The organism is Roseomonas aeriglobus, assembly GCA_016937575.1.
In the GTDB taxonomy this organism is placed as follows: Bacteria; Pseudomonadota; Alphaproteobacteria; order Sphingomonadales; family Sphingomonadaceae; genus Sphingomonas; species Sphingomonas aerigloba.
This window is the reverse complement of the sequence record JAFHKN010000002.1, coordinates 2,870,001-2,890,621: the sequence shown is the minus strand read 5'-3', so window position 1 is coordinate 2,890,621 and position 20,621 is coordinate 2,870,001. Positions and strand designations below refer to the sequence as shown.

Sequence of the window (20,621 nt, the reverse complement as noted above, 5' to 3'; positions counted from 1 at the left end):
AGTCCGATCGAACCTTTTGGACGCCTGATGACAGATCGAACGGACGCCAGACTGCCCGTTTCAGGGCCGATTGACGGTTTCGACCGGCGGATCATCGAGGCTCTGCGCGCCGACGGGCGGCTGTCGGTCACCGAACTCGCGAAACGCGTCGGCCTGTCCAAGACGCCGTGCCAGGTGCGGCTGAAGCGGCTGATCGACGGCGGCTACATCCTGGGCTTTCGCGCGATCGTCGATCCGGCGCGGTTGGGGTTGGACCATATCGCCTTTACCGAGGTGAAGCTGTCCGACACGCGGGAGGCGGCGCTCGAGGAATTCCGCCGTGCGGTGCTGCGCATTCCCGAGGTCGAGGAATGTCACATGATCGCCAGCAGCTTCGACTATCTATTGAAGGTGCGGACGGCGGATATCCGGCGGTACCGCGAGGTGCTGGGCGAGCGGATATCCGCGCTGCCGCATGTGGCGAATACGTCGACGTTCGTCGCGATGGAGACGATTCGGGACGCGGCGGTGTAGGCGTACAATTCCCCTGGTCGTCATTCCCGCGAAGGCGGGAATCAATAGTCGCTGGTGGCAATGAGACCCACGACGGTCGGCGCCAATTTATCCCCGCCTTCGCGGGGATGACGATGGAGGGGTTAGCCTTCGACCATCCCTTTCAAAGGCTCCCCGGCATCGGCCAACCGCGCGGGATCGATCACCGCGCCGGCCTCTACCAGCGCACGGCCCTGGACGTAATCCTTCACCATATTCACGCAGTCGAGCGCGACGACGCGACCGGCCTTCAGATACACGACCGAAAAGCTGCGCGTTCCGGAATCGCCGCGGACGACTTCGGCGTCGTGGCCCATCGACAGGCCGACCGTCTGGAGCTTCAGGTCGTACTGGTTCGACCAGAACCACGGCGTCGCGCGGTAGGGGACCGGATCGCCCAGGATCGCGCGGGCGGCGGTGGTGGCCATGTCGTTGGCGTTCTGCACTGATTCGAGACGGATTTCGGCCCCGTCGGCGAAGGCATTCGCATGCGCGGCGCAGTCGCCGATCGCATAGACGTGCGGCAGGCTGGTGCGGCACAGCGTGTCGACGCGCACGCCGTTGCCGCCGGCCGCACCGGCCGTCCGCAGCGGTTCGACTGCGGGCATGATACCGATGCCGACGATCGCCATCTCGCATGGCAGCAGCGTGCCGTCGGACAGGCGCGCCCCGGTGACGCGGGTGTCGCCCTCGATACAGTCGACGCTGATACCGGTGCGCAGGTCGACGCCCTTCGCGCGGTGTTCGCGCTCGTAGAAGGCGGAGAGCGTGAGCCCGGCGACGCGGGCGAGGACGCGGTCCTGCGCCTCGACGAGCGTCACCGCCTTACCGAGCTTCGTCAGCGCGGCTGCCGCCTCCAGCCCGATATAGCCGCCGCCGATGACGACGACGCGGGTAACCGCGGGCAGTTCGCCCATCAGTCGGTCGATATCGGCGCGGGTGCGGACGGAATGGACGCCAACCAGGTCATGCCCGGCGCAGATCAGTCGGCGCGGGCTGCCGCCGGTCGCCCAGATCAGGTCGCCATAGCCGATGTGCGTGCCATCCGCGGTAGTCACCTGCCGTGCCCCCGCATCGACCGCGGTGACCCGCTGTCCGAGCAACAGCGTCACGTCGCGTTCGGCCCAGAAGGCGGCGGGGCGGAGCAGCATGCGCTCGAACGGCTTGTCGCCCAGCAGATATTCCTTGCTGAGCGGCGGGCGTTCGTAGGGCAGTTCGGTTTCCTCGCCGATGATGGCGATGCTGCCGGCATATCCCCGCTGGCGCAGCGCGATCGCCGCCTGCGCGCCGCCGTGGCCGCCGCCGACGATCAGTATGTCATAGGATTGGGTCGTGTCCGATGCCGTCATGCAGGACCGCTACCGCAACGGGAGCGAAAATCCAGCGGGGACGAAGCGTAGGCGATCGTTGCTGCAATGGCCGACGCTGATGACATGATGGCAAAATCCTGCGGCAGACGAAGCCCTTTCGCCTGCGGTTCGTTGCGATCGGGTGATTTGTGACGAGGAGAAACCGGTGGCGGCGCGGACGGTGGTGGTAACGGGCGCGGAATCGGGGATCGGGGCGGCCTGTGCGGCGGCGTTCGGGGCCCAGGGCGACCGGGTCGCGATCTTTTATCACAGCGACACTGCGGGGGCGAAGGCGAGCGCAGACGCGGTGCGCACGGCCGGCGGCGAGGCGATGACCGTCCAGGCGGCGGTCGATGACGAAGCCTCGGTCACCGCAGCCTTCGGCGACGTCGAACAGGCGTGGGGGCCAGCGGATGTGCTGGTCAATTCGGCCGGGCTGAACATGACCGGCGTCACCGTGCGCGAGATGACCCTGGAACAGTGGCGGCGGTTGATCGACACCGATTTGACCGGCGCCTTTCTGACGTCGCGCCGCTTTCTGACCGGGCGCGGCGAGGCGGCCGGGCCGGCGACGATCCTGCACATCTCGTCGATCCACGCCTATGCGGTCCGCGCCGGCGGGGCGGATTATTGTGCGGCGAAGGGCGGGCTCACCAATCTGGTCGAGACGCTGGCGATCGAGGAAGCGCCACGCGGCATCCGTGTCAACGCGATCGAGCCGGGCATGATCCTGACGCCGATGAACGACCGCGCGCTGAAGGACGCAGCCTATCGTCGGTCGCTGGAGCGCAACATCCCGATGGGCCGCGCCGGCGATCCGGCGGAGGTGGCCGATCTGGCGGTGTTCCTCGCCTCCGACAAGGCGCGCTACATCACCGGTGCGCGAATCGTCATCGACGGTGGGCTGTCGCTGCTTCAGGCGCTCGGCGCATGACCGCGCCCAAGCCGGGGACGGCTGATCCCCACCGGAAAGACGCGGTCGAAGGCAGCCGGACGCCGATCGATTTCAACGTGAAGGCGATCGAGACGGTCGTGCTCGACGGCCCGCCGGCGCTGATGACGCGCGACCTGATGAGCCCCTATATCTGGCAGGAGCCGAACGGGCGCTGGGGCATCATGGTCCGCGCGGTCGTCCGCGCTGGTCAGGCAATGACCGATACCGGCGTGATCTGGTCCGGCTGGAGCGAGGACGGCTGCCGCTTCACGATGCTCGACGCGCCGTCGATCGTGCCGGGGCCGGGCGACCATGACGCGGGCGGGGTCGAGGATCCGACCGTGCTGCGCCGCGCCGACGGCAGCTACATCGTCTATTATACCGGCGTGCTGGCCGACATGGCGCATGGCGAGCTTGCCTATGCGACCGGCCCATCGCTCGACCGGCTCGAAAAGCGCGGCGTCGCACTCGCCTCGTCGAAGTCGGAGGGCAATACGAAGGAAGCGACGGTCGAGCAGACCGTCGATGGCCACTGGCGGCTGTTCTACGAATATGCCGCCGACCAGGCGTCGCGCGTCGGCTTGGCGGTCGGTGCCAGCGAAGTCGGGCCGTGGGTCGAACAGCCCACGCCGTTCATGCCGCGCCGCGACAGCTGGGACGACTGGCATCTCTCGACCGGACCGTTGCTGACGACCGATCCCGACATGCCGGTGATGTTTTACAACGGCGCGACACGTGATGCGCGGTGGCGGATCGGCTGGGTGGCGTTCGACCGCGAATACACGCGTGTCGTCGACCGCGGGATCGAGCCGCTGATCACTCCACCGCCGCCCGAGGACCGCACGCAGACCGATATCGCTTTCGCCGCATCGGTCGTGGTCGATGGTGCTGCGATCTGGCTCTATTATTCGCTCGAGGACCGCAAACTGGCGAGAGCCCTGATCCGGCAGAGTTAGGAGCAAATTGCGCATGCGCGCCGGAGCCCGGCGACGCTCAGCTCGACCGCGTCGGGTCGGTGATCGGATCGAGCGTCTGGACGTCGTCTTCGCCGACGCCCGGCAGCGAGCCGGTCTGGCGTTCGATCCGCCGGTGGATGACGGGCGGCGCGCCGTCTATCCACAGGGCGTGAAGCGCGTCGCTGTTCGCAGCGTCGGCCTGGGTACGGCGTTCGTTGTGGCGGACATAGTCGAGCCAGGTGCCGAAATGGAATCGCTCGACCCATAGCGTGGGCTCGCCCAGGTCGCGCAGCAGTTGCCACGCCCGTGCGCCGTCGCGGCGACGAATGCGACGGCGTTCGCTCATGACGGTCAGGAAGCGCGCTACGTCGACCTCGGCGATGCGATGTTCGACGGTAATGACGATCGGCCCACTACGGGGCTGGACAGGAACGGCGGTGGTCGGTTCGACCCAGCCCGAGCGTGGGGCGAGATCTGCCTGCGTGATCTCGGGCATCCGCCGCACGAAGCCGGCGAGAACGCTGAGCAACTGAACCGCAGCAGCGGCGATCAGCGCCTCGGCGACACCGTGGACGCCCGCGATCGAGCCGAATAGCCAGCTGCCCGCCGCCATCCCGCCGAACGCCGCCATCTGGTAGAGCGCAATGGCGCGCGCGACGACCCAGCGCGGCGAGGCGAGCTGGACGCTGACGTTGAAGGTCGACAGGGCCAGTACCCAGCCGCCGCCAGCCAGCGCGAGGGCGGGGATGGCGAGCGGCAGCATGCCGGTCGCGGTCGTCGCACCCCCGATGGCGAGGCCAAGCGACGCCAGACGGACGATCTGCTCCGTCGTCGCCTTCTCGCGCAGCCGCCGGGCGATCAGCGCGCCCCCGACAGCGCCGAGCCCGAACGCGCCGAGCAGGATGCCATAGGTCAGCGGCCCGCCGCGGACGAGGTCACGCGCAACCAGTGGCATCAATGCCGGAATCGCGCTCGCCGCTACGCCGAACACCGCGGCGCGCATCAGGACGGTCAGAATCGGCGGCGATAACCGGACGTAGCGCACACCCGCCGCCATCGCGACACCCAGCCGTTCGCGCGGCAGGCGGCGGGGCGGCAGGTTCGGCTGCCAGCGTTTCAGGACGAAGATCAACCCGACATAGCTCACCGCATTGACCGCAAATGCCGCCGCCGCGCCCGCCGCAGCGATGATCGCGCCGCCGATCGCGGGTCCCACGCTGCGTGCGATATTGAAGCCCATGCTGTTGTAGGAAACGGCACTCGACAGCAGCGGGCGCGGTACCATGTCGCCGACCGACGCCTGCCACGCCGGGCCGTTGATCGCGGTGCCGCAGCCGATCAGGAAGGTGAATGTCAGCAGCAGCCACGGCGTGATCCAGCCGGCCCACGTCCCCACCGCCAGAATGAGCGAGACGACCAGCATGAAGCTCTGTGCGGTCAGCAGGATCCGGCGGCGGTCGAGGTTGTCGGCGATCGCGCCCGCCCACAGCGACAGCAGCATGATCGGCAGGCTGGTCGAGGCCTGGACGAGCGCGATCATCTGGGGTGACGCGCCGAGCGACGTCATCATCCACGACGCCCCGACCGACTGGATCAGGCCGCCGAAGTTCGAACAGAGGCTTGCGACCCAAACCTGCCGGTAGAGCGAAATGCCGAAGGGAGACGTGGGGAAGGGCTGGGCGGCGGTCGTCATCTATGGGGGAGAATGCCGGAACGGCAGGGACGATCCGTTATCCGGGCGTCACGATCCGCAAACGCAGGCGCAGGTCGTCCATCATCGCTTCGATCATTGCGTTTTCGTGCGCATTGCCCTGCGGATCGAGCGACCAGTTGCAATGCGGATGCGTCGCCGGGTCATAGAGCTTCACCCGGCCGACGACCGCGCGCCAGTGCCGCTTCGTCCCGCCATGATCGCGCAACAGTTGCGCGATGATCCGGTCCTGAAGGTCGCTCGCTTTCATGCGGTGGGCGATACGCAGAAAATCAGGATCGAGAAACCTCCGTTCGTACGCGCTGCTCGACGCGCTAAGCTTCCTTAAGCCTCTGGCGATCAGGCATGAACGAAACAAGCGCGGCGCAGATGGCATGCGGCTCAGGCCGCCGCCGGCGTCGCCCCGTCGGTCGTCGCGCGCCCGCTGCGTTCCAGCTTGCTCCAACCGACCACCCAGCCGCCGATGGCGGAGACGACCGCACGGATGACCACCCAGTACATGATCTGGCGGTAGACCAACCGCTGCGCGACCAGCAGATGCGCGGGATAGCGCACGCCCTTGCCGTCCAGCCGGTACGCGATCCAGCCGCACAGCACGTCGATGCCGGTGAAGGCCAGCCAGTAGAGGCCCATCGTGCTGACGTCGCCGGCGGTCTGCGCCCAACCATGCTGCATGACGCGCGTCACCGTGCCGGCGATCGATAGGATCAGCGCCAGGTCGATCAGCGGCGAGATTGCGGCGAAGACGATCTGGAACAGCCACGCCTGCGGCATGCCGACCAGCGCCAGGCCCCGCGGGCGGCGCGTGCGCCAGATGCCGGCGTGCTTCCACAGACACTGCAGCGTCCCGAATGCCCAGCGATAGCGCTGCTTGGCGAGGCCCTTGAAGCTTTCCGGCGCCTCGGTCCACGCGACCGCCATCGGGTCATAGGTGACCCGCCAGCCTGCGCGCTGGATCGCGATGGTCAGGTCCTGGTCCTCGGCCAGCGTGTCCTCCGGATAGCCGCCGACCTGGTCGAGCGTCGCGCGGCGCCACGCGCCCACCGCGCCCGGGACCACCGTCATCGCGTCGAACCCGGCGAGCGCGCGGCGCTCCAGATTCTGCGCAGTGATATATTCGACCGCCTGCCAGCGCGTGACCAGGTTCACGCGGTTGCCGACGCGAGCATCGCCCGCGACCGCGCCGATCCGCGGATCGGCGAACCACCGCGCCAGGCGGCGGATCGTGCCGGTTTCGAACTGGGTATCGGCGTCGAGGGCGATGATGACGTCGCCGGTCGCTTGCTTGAGCGCGCGGTTCAGAGCCGCCGCCTTGCCGCCGTTCTCCAGCGTCAGCAAAGTCACGCGCGGATCGGCGCCGAACGCCGCGGCGACGATCCGGCTCGTCGCGTCCTGCGAGCCGTCGTCGGCGACGATGACCTGGAGCGTAGGATAGTCGCTCGCCAGGATGCGTTCGACCGAGGATCGGATGACGCGTTCTTCGTTGAAGGCGGGGATGATGACCGAGACGGTCGGCGTGTACACCGGCGGATCGGCGCGCCGCTGCCGGCTCTGCCACCATGCGAGCGCAGCCATCAGCATCGCCCGGGCGATTCCGAGCGCGATCGCCAGGTAGAAAATCCAGCCGATGACGAACAGGATGGCCGCGACGACGATGAAGCCTGCGACATCATAGCGGATCGCGACCAGGTCCTCACCGACCACGCGCGGCATCGCCTGGGCCGGCGACACGCCGACCAGCTGCGAGGCAGTGACGAAATGATAGCCCTCCGCTCGCAATGCGGCAATGATCTTCGGCAAGGCCGCCACGGTTTCGGAACGATCGCCACCGCTGTCGTGGAGCAGCACGACGTTGCCGGGAACCTGTGGCGTCGCGCCGCGGATCTGGGTCAGCGTCTGGCGGACGATCTCGTCCGCGCCGGGACGCTGCCAGTCGTTCGGATCGACGTGCAAGCCGACGATCGTATAGCCCGCCGCCTGTGCGGTCAGCGCGGGCAGGAGTTCGTCGGTCGTCGTCGGTTCGGCGTCCCCGAAGTAAGGCGCACGGAACAGCGTCATCCGGCGGCCGGTATAGGCTTCGACCAGCCGCTGGGTCGTGTTCAGTTCGAGGTTCGTGAAGGTTTCCGACGCGCCGGCCAGGTTCGGGTGGCTGTAGCTGTGGTTTCCCAGTTCGCTGCCGCCAGCGATGATGCGATTCACCAGCTGCGGGTGTTGGAGGACGTTCTGGCCGATGACGAAGAAGGTCGCGGGCACCTTTTCCCGCTCCAGCACGTCCAAAATCTTCGGCGTCCACGTGCCGTCGGGGCCGTCGTCGAAGGTGAGCGCGATCGCCTTGGGATCGGCCGCGCCGGCGCGCTTGACGACATAGGGCGTGGGCAGCGCGGTGTAGTCGACCCCGCGGATCAGGCCGGTCGTGTCATAGGTGACGGTACGATGCCCGACCGATGGCGTCGCGGTGATGCGCAGGATCTCGCCCGCCCCCTCGACATCGGTTTCCAGCAACGCTCGGGGCGTCGACAGGTCCGGTGTCCCGCCCTTGCGAAACGCGCGGAGTGCGGACCAGAATCCGGCATCCTCGCTGCCCAGGCGCCACAGCGCGATATCGTCGATCCCCAGCCGCTTGAGGACCTGCATCTGATTCCAGCTGGTGGCCGCGTCCATCATCCAGACGGTGTGGCGCTGGCCATCCTCGTCGAAGGCGAAGGCCGTATTGCCGCTGGCGGGATCGAACATCGGCTTCGCATCGCTGTCATGCGCGGCGAGCCAGGCTTCCTCGATGGTCAGCGCATCGGTGTTGCCCCCATGCCAGTCATAGCCGTAGCTGCCGAGCGCCACGACCAGCTTGTCGGCGCCGATCGCGCGGCGGGCTGCGACGACCTGCCGGATGAACCAGTCCTGCGACGCGATCGGGCCCGGAGTGCCGCCGTCATAATGCTCGTCATAGGCCATGAAGATCACACGGTCGGCGACCTTGGCAAAACCACCGAGCGGCCAGGCACTATCCTCTGCCGGCACTGTCACCGCGATCTGGGCCCCTGCCGGCAATGCCGCGCGCAATTGCGGTATGAAGCGCAGATAGGCAGGCATGGCGTGCGCGGGCAGCGCTTCGAAATCGAGCACGAGCCCGCCGTTTGCCGGCTGCCGGGCGACTGCGGCCAGACGCCGGATCAGCGTCGCTCGTGCCGCCGGATCGTTGAGCAGCGCGGCGATCCGGTCGCCCTCCCAAACGCCCTTGTTGAAATTCTGCACCATCGGCAGGACGCGCGGTGGGCGCGGCATCGCAGCGATCATCCGGTCGAAAGGGACGTCGGGCAACACCGTCGTCGCGTGATCCGCTCCCACGACATTGACGATCGATGGCACGACCCAGTCGAGCGCACCGACGTTGCGGCGCAACGATCCGAGGCTCGAATCGTCGCCGGGCACATAGAAACCGATCGAGAGCGGCGTGTTCGCCGCGGGGCTGGTTTCATGCGGCAGCCATTTGGCCAAGCCCTTGCGCGGCGGGGTTCCGCGCATCGCCGCCGCTTTGGGCTGGGGAAGCGGCAGAGCGAGGTTACGCCCGCGCGGAACCAGAATCAACGTCGTTGCAAAGACGACGCCGCCCAGCAGGATCAGGGCAATCGCAAGGGCCAACAGGCGCTTTGCCCAGCGGCCCCGCCGGCCGGTGGGATCGTAGAAAATCGGTTGCTGCGCCATAGGTCCCTGCCACCCCCGCGCGAACATGCCCGCGCGGTCTTCGCCGTCCTGGCATGTCGCGGATGGCGGGCGGCTTGGCTTTGGATTACGTTTTCGTCATCTGCGCGCCGACGACAGGCCTGCGCACCGGCCAACCCGCGTCAGCCCGCCGCTGCCGCGGGCCGCAAAGGAGCCGCGCCGGGACGCGCGACCGGGGCTGCGCCTGGCGCCGGCCGTGCGGGCGCCGGTCCGCCGCCGATCAGCCGGGTCACGTCGCGCAGAGCCAGCAACAGCCCAATGCCGTGTGGGCCGGCGACGTAGCGGGGCTCCCACCGGGGAGCGAACTTGTCCTTGTAGGCGCGCAGGCCTCGAAAACCGTACAGTCGCTCGCCGTGGCGAAAGGCGAACGCGCCGACGCGCGCCCAGGCCGGGGCCAGCCGCCGATCCTCGATCCCCGATAGCGGCGCCATGCCCAGCGAGAAGCGGGCATAGCCGCGCGCCTTCGCCCACAGGATCAACTGGACGAACAGGAAATCCATTGTCCCTGCCGGCGCGTCATCGACGTGACGCATGAGGTCGACCGACGCCTCGTTGCGGTTGGGCGTCAGCCACAGGTTGGCAAAGGCGACAATGCGCCCCTCCGACAGGACGATCGCGGTGTCGAACCGGGCGATATAGTCACGCTCGAAGCGGCCAAGGCTGAAATGCTTCTCACGGCCCTCCTTCGCTGCCAGCCACGCGTCCGACACCGCCTGAAGTTCGTCTAGGATGACCGGGACCGCGCCCGCCGGGACGATACGGAAGGTCAGCCCCTTGCGCTCCAGCGCGCGGGCGGACCGACGGGCGTTGCGCAGGCGCGGCGTCTGAAGATCGAATTCCGGCAGGTCGACGATCGCCTCCTCGCCGAACTTGACGATTTCCAGCCCCATGCCGATCGTCAGGTCGAGCGGCGCGCCCGAGACTTCGTAGAGCAACAGCCGCGCCTGCGCGCGATGCGCGGCTTCGCGCAGATCCCACATGAGTTCAGGCCAGGTGTCGCGCGGGCCGACGGGATCGCCCATCACCGCCCAAGTGGTGCCGGTGACCGCGTACATGACGAAGGCGGTGCCGTCGCTGGACCAGAAGAACCGCTTGTCGCCGGTCAGCGCGAGCATCGCATCGGTGCGGTCGGCGTGTTCGAGCGCGCGGTCGAGCCGATCGGTGTCGATCCGCTCGGGCGTCGCCGGCAGCCGGGCCGGTGACAAAAACCGCCAGACGGCGATCGCGATCAGCACCGCCGCGCTTGCGACGCTTGCCCGCAGGAACCGCGGGGCGTCGCCGTGCAGCGCGAACCGCCACCACAGGTCGTCGGAATAGGGCACGCGGCGGAAGGCGAAGAAGCCCGCCCAGGTCGCAGCACCGAACGCCGCGGCGACGCTCGCCAGCCAGCCCATGCTCATCGGTGCGTGGGTCAGTGCGGTGCGGCGGTAGAAGGCGCCGCGCGTCCAGTGCAACAACCCGGCGATGACCAGGCAGACGACGGCCTCCTCGTAATCGATGCCCTTGGCCAGCGAGAAAATCGCGCCGGCGACGAGCAGGACGCGCGCGGCAAGATTGGCGCCGTCGAGCCGGCGGTAGAGCCCCGGCGTCAGGAGCAATAGCAGCGTGCCGACCAGGCTGGCCGCCAGGTGGCTTGCCTCGATGAACGGCAGCGGCAGGATGTGGGCCAGGTCGCGCAGGCGCGGTTGCAGCGCGGGCAGTGCGCCCGACAGCAGCAGCAGAGCGCCACCACCGAAGGCGGCGGCGGCCAGCAGCAACGGGGCGAGACTGGCGACGGCATCTTCGAGCCCGGTCAGGATGCGTGCGGTGCCCCGCTGGCGTCGACCCTCGTGCCACGCCAACAGGACAATGCCGATGCCGAGCGGGGCGAAATAATATATCGCGCGGTACGCAACGAGTGCCGCAAGCAACGTCGTGCGGTCGCCTGGCAGGACGCTCATGACCACCGCCTCGAACACGCCGATTCCGCCCGGGACATGGGTCAGCACGGTCGCTGTGATGCCAAGCGCATAGGCAAGGACGAACGCCGGCAGCAGCGAGGGCGCGGCCTGCGGCAGCAGGACGAACAGGGCGGCGCTCGCGCAGGACAGATCGATGGCCGCGACCAGCATCTGCGCAGCGAACTGGCCGGGGCTGGGGAGGGGCACGACGAAGCCGAACAGGCGGATCGGCGTGCGAACGATGGCGGTCGCGACAAAAACAGACGCGATCAGGGCGAGGACGGCGGCGCCCAGCGCTTGGGTCTGACCGGCACCAAGCGTCAGGCCAGGCAGCATCAGCGGCCCTTCGTGCAATACCAGCGCCAGTGCCGTGACTGCGACGACTCCGGCCCAAAAGGTCGCCCCCGCCAGTCCGACGACGCGCGCAACGTCGGGCCCGTCGAGCCCGGCGGCGGTATAGACCCGGTAGCGCGCCGACCCGCCGGTCAGCAGCGCCAGGCCCAGGTTATGGCTCAGCGTATAGCTGGTGAAGGACGCGGTCGCAGCGGTCCGCCACGGCAGCGCCCGGCCGATGATCCGGAGCGCGAGAACGTCGTAGAAGGTGAGCGCGAGATAGCTTGCTGCAGTCAGCGTGGCGGCCAGGCCGAGGCGTGCCGGCGACAGCGCTGCCACAGCCGCCTTCACGTCCTTCAGATGGACCTCGTGCGTCAGTCGGTAGAGGGCGCCGAGCGCCACGACGAGCAGCGTTAGCGCGACGCCGCCGATGATCCAGCCGCGATACCGCGCGGCAAGGGCACGCAGCCTAGTCACGCGGGACCGACGCAATCCGCGTCCATAGCTGCGACTTGCACAACAGCCCGCCCAGGATGCAGCCCTTCACGCGCAGCACCTCCGGGGAGACGGTGTCGATCTCCGAGGCGAAGCTGTGCGCCATGTCGGGGACGAAGACCGTGCCTTTCCAACGGCCGTCGCCGGTGGGGCGATAATCCTGAAGAAGGACCGTGCCGACGAGATGCTCGACGCCGGCGTCGCGCGCGTCGCCCTGCGCCTCGCCGTTCGCCCAGACGATCCGGCCACAAAGCTTGTCGCCGCACGCCCCGGTCTCAACCACCACGCTTTTGTGCGGGCTCATCCATAAGCCTGCGGGAGAGGTCGGCGTGGCGCCGGCCGGTATGCTCGCCAGCATCGCTGCCGCCGCCAGTCCGATCTCTCTCAGCGTCCCCATGCCCGTCCGTCCCTTGGTCCGTCGCCGCCCGGCTATGGTCGGTGCGACGTTGCGGTGCGTTGGCCGGTGCCTGAACTTTCGGTAATGATCGGACCCGCCAGCAGCGCGCGGGCGACCGCTGCGGCGTCGTTGCCGAGGAAATGCCCGCCCGGCAGCGCCACCGACCGGACATTGGCGGCGCGCCAGACCGGACACAGGCTATCGACCTCCTCCGAACCGTGAATGCACAGCACCGGCAGATCGATCAGCGCCCGTGCGTAGGGAAGGGCGGGGCCGTCATGGCCCAGATCGATGATGCCGCCCGGTGTCGCTTGGAACGCCATGGTATCGGCCGGCACGACCAGTTCGACTGCGGCGAGCTTCGCCCGGAGCGCGGCCGGCAGCTTGGGCACGCCGACCAGCGCGACATTCGCGCCGAACGACTGGCCGATCAGCACCACCCGCGTCGCGCCCGGCAGCGCGGCGGCGCGGGCAACGGCCTGTTCGACGAGCGCGGCGGCCTGCTCAGGCGTGCGGCGCCGCGCGAAATAGGTCAGGGAGTTGACGCCGAGGACAGGCAGGCCCTCGGCCGCCAGATGCGCCGCGATCCGCGGTCCCATGCCGGTGTTGAAGCCCATGTCGCCCGACAGCAGTACGCCGACCAGCCCACGCCGCGCAGGCGGTGCGGGCGCGTCGGCGCGAACCAAGGTGTAGAGCGGCCCGCCGAAATAGCCGAGATGCCAGACATATCCGACCATGCCGGCCGCGGCCAACAGCACCAGCATCGTGCGACGCAGACGATGGCGGATCGTCTTTCTCATGATGTGTGTGTGGCGCACGCCGGGCTGCAGGGCGCTGACCGGGACATGACCGATCCGTAATGTTCTTTCCGACCCGCAACGAGCTATGAGGGTCGGGCGCTAGACAAGGAATGGACGATGAAGATCCTGGTGATCGAGGATGACGACGCGATGGCCGCCTTCGTGACCAAGGGGTTGGCGGAGGCGGGTTATACCGTCGACCGCGCCGCCACGGGGCGCGACGGGTTGTTCCTGGCGACGGACGGCACCTACGACTGTATCGTGCTCGACCGGATGTTGCCCGGGATCGACGGCATGGCGGTGCTGGCCGGCATGCGTGGCGCGGGAATCGAGACGCCGGTCATCGTGCTTTCCGCACTCGGCGCGCCGGAGGACCGTATCGCCGGATTGACCAAGGGCGCGGACGATTATCTGACCAAGCCGTTCGCTTTCGCCGAACTTGCCGCGCGGATCGCACTGCTCATCCGGCGCGGGAGTGCCGCGACGAACGCACCGCAGACGCAGCTTGGCTACGACGATCTGGAAATGGACCTGCTCGCCCGTCGCGTCCGCCGTGCAGGACAGACGATCGATCTGCAACCGCGCGAATTCCGCCTGCTCGAATTCCTGCTACGTCACGCCGATCAGGTCGTGACGCGCACGATGCTGCTGGAGGCGGTGTGGGATTACCACTTCGATCCCGGCACCAACGTCATCGACGTTCATCTGAGCCGCCTGCGTCGCAAGGTCGACGACGGGTTCGCCAGGCCCTTGCTTCAGACCGTCCGCGGTGTCGGCTATCGGCTGGGTGCGGCGGGATAGGGTAGCGTTTGCGGACGGGCTGACATAAGGCGCGGCGCTTATGGCCCGCATCCAGACTCCGCAGCGCGTGCGCGGCACGCAGGACATCGCGTTCGACGAGGAACGCCGCTTCGCCCGCGTGGTCGAGGCGTTCGATCGTATCCGCAAACTCTATTGCTTCGGCCGCGTCGAATTGCCGGTGTTCGAGGATACCCAGGTCTTCGCCCGCTCGATCGGCGAGACGACCGACGTCGTATCTAAGGAAATGTACACCTTCCCCGACCGCGGCGGCGATTCGCTGACGCTGCGCCCGGAATTCACTGCCGGCATCGCGCGGGCCTATATCGGCAACGGCTGGCAGCAGCATGCGCCGATCAAGGTCGCGACGCACGGCCCCGTATTCCGCTACGAACGCCCGCAGAAGGGGCGGTATCGCCAGTTCCACCAGATCGACGCCGAAATCCTGGGCGCGGCGGAGCCGGCGGCGGACGTCGAACTGCTGGCGCTGGCGGACCAACTGCTGAGCGAACTGGGCATTGCCGGGGGCGTGACGCTCCAGCTCAACACGCTGGGCGATGCCCCCACGCGCGACGCGTGGCGCGCGGCGCTGGTCGAGCATTTCGCGGGCGCCCGCGACGTATTGAGCGAGGACAGCCTGGTCCGGCTCGACAAGAACCCGATGCGCATCCTCGATTCGAAGGACCCGCGCGACCGGCCGATCGCGGATTCGGCGCCGGGGATCGATGAGTTTTTGACCGCGGAGGCGAGCGACTTCTTCGCGGCGGTCACGTCGGGCCTCGATGCGGCGGGAGTGAAGTGGACGCGCAACGACCGGCTGGTGCGTGGGCTCGATTACTATCGCCACACGGCGTTCGAGTTCGTGACCGACCGGCTGGGCGCGCAGGGAACGGTGCTGGCCGGCGGGCGCTATGACGGGCTGGTCGAGAGCCTGGGCGGACAACCGACACCGGGCGTCGGCTGGGCCGCGGGGATCGAGCGGCTGGCGATGTTGTTGGACGAGCCGGTGAAGACGGGGCCGGACGTGATCGTGGTCGTCGAGGACGATGCCGATTATGCGCAGGCGCTGTCGGCGCTTTCTCAACTGCGGAAGAGCGGACTGTCCGCTGATATCGTCGCGACCGGATCGCCCAAGAAGCGGTACGACAAGGCGGTGAAGCTGGATCCGGCCGAGACGCTGACGTTTGCCGGCGGTGCGCCGCGCTCGCGGGTCTTGCGTGGGTCGGTCGCGCGTGGTCTGGAGGCGTTGGGGTGACACCAGTCCGTTCCCCGGCGAAGGCCGGGGCCCAGGTGCAAGCAGCCCGTAGCTGGGCCCCGGCCTCCGCCGGGGTGCCGGCCGGGGAGCAGATATGACCCGCATCCCCGCCGACCGCATCCGCCAGATCGAGGCGCGGCGTGACGAACTGCAGGCGTTGATGGCGACCGGCGATCTGCCGGGCGACCGCTTCGTCGCGGTGTCGAAGGAATATGCCGAGATCGAGCCGGTCGCGCTGGCCGCCGCCGAAGTGCGCCGCTTGCGGCAGGAGGCCGAGAGCCTGACCTATATGTCGCAGGACGGCGATGCCGAGCTGCGCGCGATGGCGATCGAGGAACTGCACGATAACGAGCGCGCGCTGGAAGCCGCCGATCGCGCGCTTGCGCTCGCGCTGCTGCCGCGCGACGTGGCGGACGAGCGTGCCGCGATGCTCGAAATCCGCGCGGGCACTGGCGGCGACGAGGCCGCGCTGTTCGCGGGCGACCTGCTGCGCATGTACCAGCGCTATGCCGACCGCCAGGGGTGGAAGGTCGAGCTGATCTCCTTCTCCGACAGCGATGCCGGCGGCTACAAGGAAGTGGTCGCCTCTGTCGTCGGCAAAGGCGTCTTCGCCAAGCTGAAGTTTGAAAGCGGCGTCCACCGCGTGCAGCGCGTGCCGGTGACCGAAAGCGGCGGGCGTATCCACACTTCCGCTGCAACCGTCGCGGTGCTCCCGGAGGCCGAGGAGGTCGACGTCGACATTCAGGACAAGGACCTGAAGATCGATATTTATCGCGCGTCCGGCGCGGGCGGGCAGCACGTCAACACGACCGACTCCGCGATCCGCATCACCCACTTGCCGACCGGCCTCGTCGTCATCCAGCAGGACGAACGCAGCCAGCACAAGAACAAGGCCAAGGCGCTGAAGGTGCTGCGCACACGGCTGTACGAGGCGGAGCGCGAGCGGCTGGCGTCGGAGCGCGCCGGCGCGCGCAAGTCGATGGTGGGCTCCGGCGACCGGTCGGAGCGGATCCGGACGTATAATTTCCCGCAGGGGCGCGTGACCGACCACCGCATCAACCTGACGCTGCACCGGCTGCCCGAAATCCTGATGGGCGAGATGGACGAGCTGATCGACGCGCTGTTGGCCGAGGACGAAGCCGAGCGGTTGGCGTCCATCAATGAATGACCCGATAAAGCCCTCTCACCTTCAGGGGAGAGGGTTGGGAGAGGGGGAGGTGTCTCACCGAGAACTGTCCTCGCTGCATCGCCCCTCTCCCAACCCTCTCCCCCAAGGGGGAGAGGGCTATCGCGTGCGGGACGCCCTCCGCGCCGCAACGACCCAGCTCGCCGACGTCTCCGAAACCCCGCGCCTCGACTCCGAGTTGCTGATGGCCCATGCGCTGGGCACCTCGCGCGACGCGCTGATCCTGCGTCACCTCGACGACCCCATGCCGCCGGCGTTTGCCGACCTCGTCGCCCGCCGCCTCCGCCACGAACCCGTCGCCTACATCACCGGCACCCGCGATTTCTGGACGATCACGCTCCATGTCGCTCCCGGTGTCCTCATCCCGCGCCCCGACAGCGAGACGCTGATCGAGGCCGCGATCGATCGTTTCGCCGGGACGCCCGGCCCGCGCTCGGTGCTCGACCTCGGCACCGGTTCCGGCGCGCTGCTCCTCGCCGCGCTCGCGGAATGGCCCGAAGCGACCGGCATCGGCATCGACGCCTCCGATGCCGCCATCGCCATCGCCCGCGATAATGCCGAACGGCTGAGCCTGACCGACCGCGCGCAGATCCTGCGCGGCGACTGGACGGGCCACGGCGGCCCGCACGACCTGATCCTCTGCAATCCGCCATACATCGGCGCCGACGAAGTTCTGCCGCGCGACGTCGCCCAATGGGAGCCCGCATCCGCGCTGTTCGCCGGTGCCGATGGCCTCGACGACTATCGCCGGATCGCCGCCGTGCTCCGCCCGCAGCTCGCGCCCGGCGGCGTCGCCTGTATCGAGATCGGCGCGACCCAGGCCGACAGCGTCGCTGCGCTGTTCGTTGAACAGGAGTTCACCGTCACACTTGCCCGCGACCTCGCGGGGCGGGCGCGATGCCTGGTCGTCACTTGAAGCCGACGCGCTGCCGCACAATATAATGCTTGGCGAGCGATGCCCTAACCGCTAAGACCAGTGGCAGGGCAGGCACCCACTTCCAAATCGTTGAATTGGTTGGGGCCGGCTCCATCAAGCTACAGAGCCGCTGACGTCCGGTGGCCTTGGCGGGAGGCCTAACCTCTTTTTCAGGGAAAGAGGTTCGGTATCCGGGGGGATGTCATGCATCCGCAGCGCGCAGCGGTTTTTGAGGCGCGCGCATGCAGATGCCAGTATAGGACAGGACCGAACACTTTGATGAACAATCGTCAGGCCGGCCGCCGTCGCGGCCGCGGCGGGCAGCGTCAAGGGGGTAACCCCGGTCGCCCGGATAACGGCAATCGCATCGACAATCGTGCACGCGGCAATGCCGCCCAGCTGCTCGAGAAATACAAGAATCTCGCCGCCGATGCGCAACGCGCGGGCGATCGGGTCAACACCGAATATTATCTCCAGTTCGCCGACCATTATTTCCGCGTGCTCGCCGAAACGCGGTCGCGCGCCGAGGAAAATGGCCAGGCCCGTCGCCAGCGCGATGAGGACATGGACGACGAGGGCGAGGATTTCGGCTTCGAAGGCGAAGTCGCCAGCCCGGCGCAATATCAGCAGGGTGGCGAGGACGGCGAGCGTCAGGAGCGCCCGCGCCGCGACTATCGCGAGAACCGCGACAGCGCCGATCGCGCGCCCCGCGGTGACCGCGAAGCGCGTCCGCGCCGCGACCGCGACGCCGGCACTGATCAGGGGGAAGCGCGCCCGCGTCGTCAGCCGCGCGAACTGAACGGCGGCGAGGCTGCATCGGAAGAGCGTCCCGCGCCGATTCCCGCGAATGACGAACCCCGCCGCACCCGTCGTCCGCGGCGCGAAGCGGCGCAGGACGCCGATCAGGGCAACGGCTTCGACGCTGCGTTGCTGCCGCCGGCGATCTCGACCGATCCGGTCGCGTCGGTCGCAGCGGAGGAAGAAGCCCCTGCCGAGCGTCCGCGTCGTGGTCGCCCGCGCCGGGTGCGCACCGAAGACGAGGCGGTTCCACCCGCAGCATAAGTCGAGCGAAGCGAGACCGGCCAGCGCAGCCGGACGCTTCGCATGCGAGATCAAGGGTTGGGATCGCCTCGCGCGATCCTGGCCTTTTTCTTATCCGGCGTCCGGGTCGATCCGCTCGACCGCTTCGTCATGGCCGCTGCCCGAGCTCAGGAAGATCAGCCCCATCAGTAGCGCGGCCATCAGGATGGTCAACGTGACGCCCAGAAAGGTCGCGATGGCCATATGAATGGGCAGCGGCCCGACCGATCGCCACAGGATGGCGACTGCGCCTGCGCCGGCGGTAATCGAGACGAGCGTCATCCACCGCAGGATCCGTCTGAAGCGGCCCCACACATGCGTGGCATAGGCCGGGTCGTCGAGCGGATCGGGGCGGGGGATCGGGTCGTGGCGTGGCATAGGGGCTTTGCAATGGACCGGCTTTGCGCGATGCTCAACGCAGGAAAAGCAGCAGCGGAGAGGAAGCGATGACGATCGCGGTAATCCTGGGCGGCAAGGGTCACGATGTGGCGACGATCGACGCGGATGCCAGTGTCGGTGATGCGGTACGGTTGCTTGCCGACAAGCGGATCGGGGCGGTTCCGGTGATGGAGGGTGGTACGGTCGCCGGGGTCTTTTCCGAACGCGATGTGATCCGGTATCTCGCAAACGACGGCGCCGACGTGCTCGATCGACCGGTTCGCGCCGTGATGACGACGCCTGTCGAAACGATTGCCCCCGGCGAGCCGGTATTGGGCGCGCTGTCGGTCATGACCCATCGGCGCATCCGGCACCTGCCGGTGGTCGATGGCGACGCCTTGGTCGGCATCGTTTCGATCGGCGACCTGGTAAAACACCGCATCGACCGGATCGAGGCCGAGGCCGCAGCCATGCGCGACTATATCGGAAGCTGATACGGTTTAACGGTTGCGCACGAGGTCGATCGTCTCGCGGATCATGTCGCGCGCAACCGCGAGCAACACGGCCAGATAGATCAGGCCACCCGCCGGGATCAGGATGACGAGTCGCGCTGCCGGCGACAGGACCGGCAGCGCGCGATCGAGCAGCCATACCGCTGCGGCCATCACGATGGCCGCGAGCACCGGCACGACGACTGCGGCGGCGACCGCTTGCGCGCGCACGCCGATCACCGGCAGCGTCCGCCGCGCACAGATCGCAAGATACAGAGGATAGGCGGCGATCCAAGCGATCGCGAGGCCGCGGACACCCCAGTGCGCTCCGACCAAAAAGGCGATTCCCAGCACCACCGCGCCGGTCGCTGAATTGCGCGCGCTGATCTCCGGATGCCCGCGGGCGTCGCTGGCCGGCGCGAACAGCACTTGCAGCGTCATGAACGGCATCGCCAGCGCGAGCAGCGCGACGATCGGCCCGGTGTCCAGCCACTTCTCGCCCAGGACCACCGATACCAGCGGATCGGCGACGACCGCGAGACCAAGGTAGAAGGGCATCGCTGCCAGGAAAATGGTCCGGACCGACGTGAGGAACGCCGCCGCCATCGACGCGCCATCGTCCTGGATGCGCGCATAAGCGGAAAAAGCGACTTCGTTCAGCGGCGGTACGAACTTCGACACGAAGATCTGCGCCAAAAACAGGCTGGTCGTGTAGATGCCCAACTCATAGGCGGGCAGCGTGCGTCCCGCGATGAACACGTCGGCCTGGCTCTGGACGAACCAGAACATCTGACCGGCCGCCATCAGACCGCCGTACCGCGCGATGCCGCCGGCGCCGCGAAAATCAAAGCTGGGCATCCGCCACCACTGCGCCGCCCACATCATGCCCGCGGCACGCGTCGTCCACATGACCGCCGGCGCCAGGACGAGGGTCCAGACGCCCAGGCCACTGACCGCGCCGGCGAAGGCGGCGATCGCCCCGAGCACGGCCGACATCAGATTGACCGCCGATTGCCGCTTGAACTCCATCCGCCGCGACAGCAGCGCATAGGGAAGGGCGATGAAGGGCGTCGTCATGTACAAGGCGGCCTGCACTCGCAGCAATTCGCCGACTTGCGGGTGACGGAAATAGGCGGCGGCCAGCGGTGCTGCGAGAAACTGCGCCAGCGCCAGGCCGGCATTGAGCAGGATGAGCATCCCGAACAGCTGCCGGACGGCGCGGTCGTCGATCTCGGCCTTCTGGATGACGGCGCTGGCTAGTCCATAGCCGTTCAGCATGTTCAGCAGGACCAGGATGACCTGCGTCATCGCGAACAGACCATAATCCGCCGGACTCAAGATACGAATCACGAGG

The 20,621-nt window shown here is 68.0% G+C and carries 18 protein-coding genes (1 of these 18 only partly in view); 9 read left to right on the top strand and 9 right to left on the bottom strand.

All coding sequences use genetic code 11. From position 1 onward, the window contains the following. Positions 1–27 precede the first annotated feature (27 nt). Entirely contained in the window at positions 28–513 is a 486-nt protein-coding gene (locus tag JW805_14245; protein MBN2973175.1) for an Lrp/AsnC ligand binding domain-containing protein, read from the top strand. Positions 514–635: 122 nt separating this feature from the next. Here the strand turns inward: JW805_14245 and JW805_14240 are convergent, their stop codons facing one another. Then, a complete protein-coding gene (locus JW805_14240; protein ID MBN2973174.1) occupies positions 636–1,880 on the bottom strand; it encodes an FAD-dependent oxidoreductase in 1,245 nt (414 codons plus the stop codon). 166 nt (positions 1,881–2,046) lie between these two features. Between JW805_14240 and JW805_14235 the strand changes: the two genes are divergently transcribed. Both JW805_14235 and JW805_14230 read left to right on the top strand, forming a co-directional pair. Further along, a complete protein-coding gene (locus tag JW805_14235) occupies positions 2,047–2,814 on the top strand; it encodes an SDR family oxidoreductase (GenBank protein ID MBN2973173.1) in 768 nt (255 codons plus the stop codon). After that, on the top strand, positions 2,811–3,770 hold the full coding sequence (locus JW805_14230; GenBank protein ID MBN2973172.1) for a hypothetical protein: 960 nt from the start codon (positions 2,811–2,813) through the stop codon (positions 3,768–3,770). The genes JW805_14235 and JW805_14230 overlap by 4 nt, the downstream gene beginning before the upstream one ends. A 37-nt stretch (positions 3,771–3,807) precedes the next feature. Here the strand turns inward: JW805_14230 and JW805_14225 are convergent, their stop codons facing one another. The 6 genes from JW805_14225 to JW805_14200 all read right to left on the bottom strand — a co-directional run bounded on the left by JW805_14225 (position 3,808) and on the right by JW805_14200 (position 13,163). Next, complete coding sequence (locus JW805_14225) at positions 3,808–5,463, bottom strand: MFS transporter (GenBank protein MBN2973171.1); 1,656 nt, start codon at positions 5,461–5,463, stop codon at positions 3,808–3,810. Between the two features lie 37 nt (positions 5,464–5,500). Continuing rightward, complete coding sequence (locus JW805_14220) at positions 5,501–5,731, bottom strand: hypothetical protein (protein ID MBN2973170.1); 231 nt, start codon at positions 5,729–5,731, stop codon at positions 5,501–5,503. Between the two features lie 131 nt (positions 5,732–5,862). After that, on the bottom strand, positions 5,863–9,180 hold the full coding sequence (locus tag JW805_14215; GenBank protein ID MBN2973169.1) for a glycosyltransferase: 3,318 nt from the start codon (positions 9,178–9,180) through the stop codon (positions 5,863–5,865). A gap of 140 nt (positions 9,181–9,320) precedes the next feature. Continuing rightward, entirely contained in the window at positions 9,321–11,948 is a 2,628-nt protein-coding gene (mprF, locus tag JW805_14210; protein ID MBN2973168.1) for a bifunctional lysylphosphatidylglycerol flippase/synthetase MprF, read from the bottom strand. Further along, positions 11,941–12,363, bottom strand: coding sequence for a DUF2147 domain-containing protein (locus JW805_14205; GenBank protein MBN2973167.1), 423 nt, complete (start codon positions 12,361–12,363; stop codon positions 11,941–11,943). Before JW805_14205 ends, mprF begins: the two co-directional genes overlap by 8 nt. Positions 12,364–12,395: 32 nt before the next feature. Beyond that, on the bottom strand, positions 12,396–13,163 hold the full coding sequence (locus JW805_14200; protein ID MBN2973166.1) for a hypothetical protein: 768 nt from the start codon (positions 13,161–13,163) through the stop codon (positions 12,396–12,398). A 117-nt stretch (positions 13,164–13,280) separates the two neighbouring features. On the opposite strand from JW805_14200, the gene JW805_14195 reads away from it, so the two are divergent. From JW805_14195 to JW805_14175, 5 genes are all read left to right on the top strand, one after another. Further along, on the top strand, positions 13,281–13,964 hold the full coding sequence (locus JW805_14195) for a response regulator transcription factor (GenBank protein ID MBN2973165.1): 684 nt from the start codon (positions 13,281–13,283) through the stop codon (positions 13,962–13,964). Positions 13,965–14,004: 40 nt separating this feature from the next. Further along, entirely contained in the window at positions 14,005–15,216 is a 1,212-nt protein-coding gene (locus JW805_14190) for a histidine--tRNA ligase (GenBank protein MBN2973164.1), read from the top strand. A gap of 94 nt (positions 15,217–15,310) precedes the next feature. Beyond that, on the top strand, positions 15,311–16,384 hold the full coding sequence (prfA, locus tag JW805_14185; protein ID MBN2973163.1) for a peptide chain release factor 1: 1,074 nt from the start codon (positions 15,311–15,313) through the stop codon (positions 16,382–16,384). A 124-nt stretch (positions 16,385–16,508) separates the two neighbouring features. After that, positions 16,509–17,318: a peptide chain release factor N(5)-glutamine methyltransferase gene (prmC, locus tag JW805_14180; protein MBN2973162.1), complete on the top strand. Its 810-nt coding sequence runs from the start codon at positions 16,509–16,511 to the stop codon at positions 17,316–17,318. A 279-nt stretch (positions 17,319–17,597) separates the two neighbouring features. Further along, positions 17,598–18,380: a DUF4167 domain-containing protein gene (locus tag JW805_14175; protein ID MBN2973161.1), complete on the top strand. Its 783-nt coding sequence runs from the start codon at positions 17,598–17,600 to the stop codon at positions 18,378–18,380. A gap of 90 nt (positions 18,381–18,470) precedes the next feature. On the opposite strand, the gene JW805_14170 is transcribed toward JW805_14175, so the two are convergent. Continuing rightward, positions 18,471–18,776 carry a hypothetical protein gene (locus JW805_14170; GenBank protein MBN2973160.1) on the bottom strand — a complete coding sequence of 102 codons (306 nt, stop codon included), beginning with the start codon at positions 18,774–18,776 and terminating at the stop codon, positions 18,471–18,473. Positions 18,777–18,844: 68 nt separating this feature from the next. Between JW805_14170 and JW805_14165 the strand changes: the two genes are divergently transcribed. After that, positions 18,845–19,270, top strand: a complete 426-nt coding sequence (locus JW805_14165; protein MBN2973159.1) for a CBS domain-containing protein — start codon at positions 18,845–18,847, stop codon at positions 19,268–19,270. Positions 19,271–19,276: 6 nt separating this feature from the next. Here the strand turns inward: JW805_14165 and JW805_14160 are convergent, their stop codons facing one another. Next, positions 19,277–20,621, bottom strand: partial view of a lipopolysaccharide biosynthesis protein gene (locus tag JW805_14160; GenBank protein MBN2973158.1) — the 3' portion only. Its footprint extends 149 nt past the window's final position; the window shows 1,345 of its 1,494 coding nt (coding positions 150–1,494); its start codon lies off the right edge, out of view — the gene reads right to left on this strand; it ends in the stop codon at positions 19,277–19,279.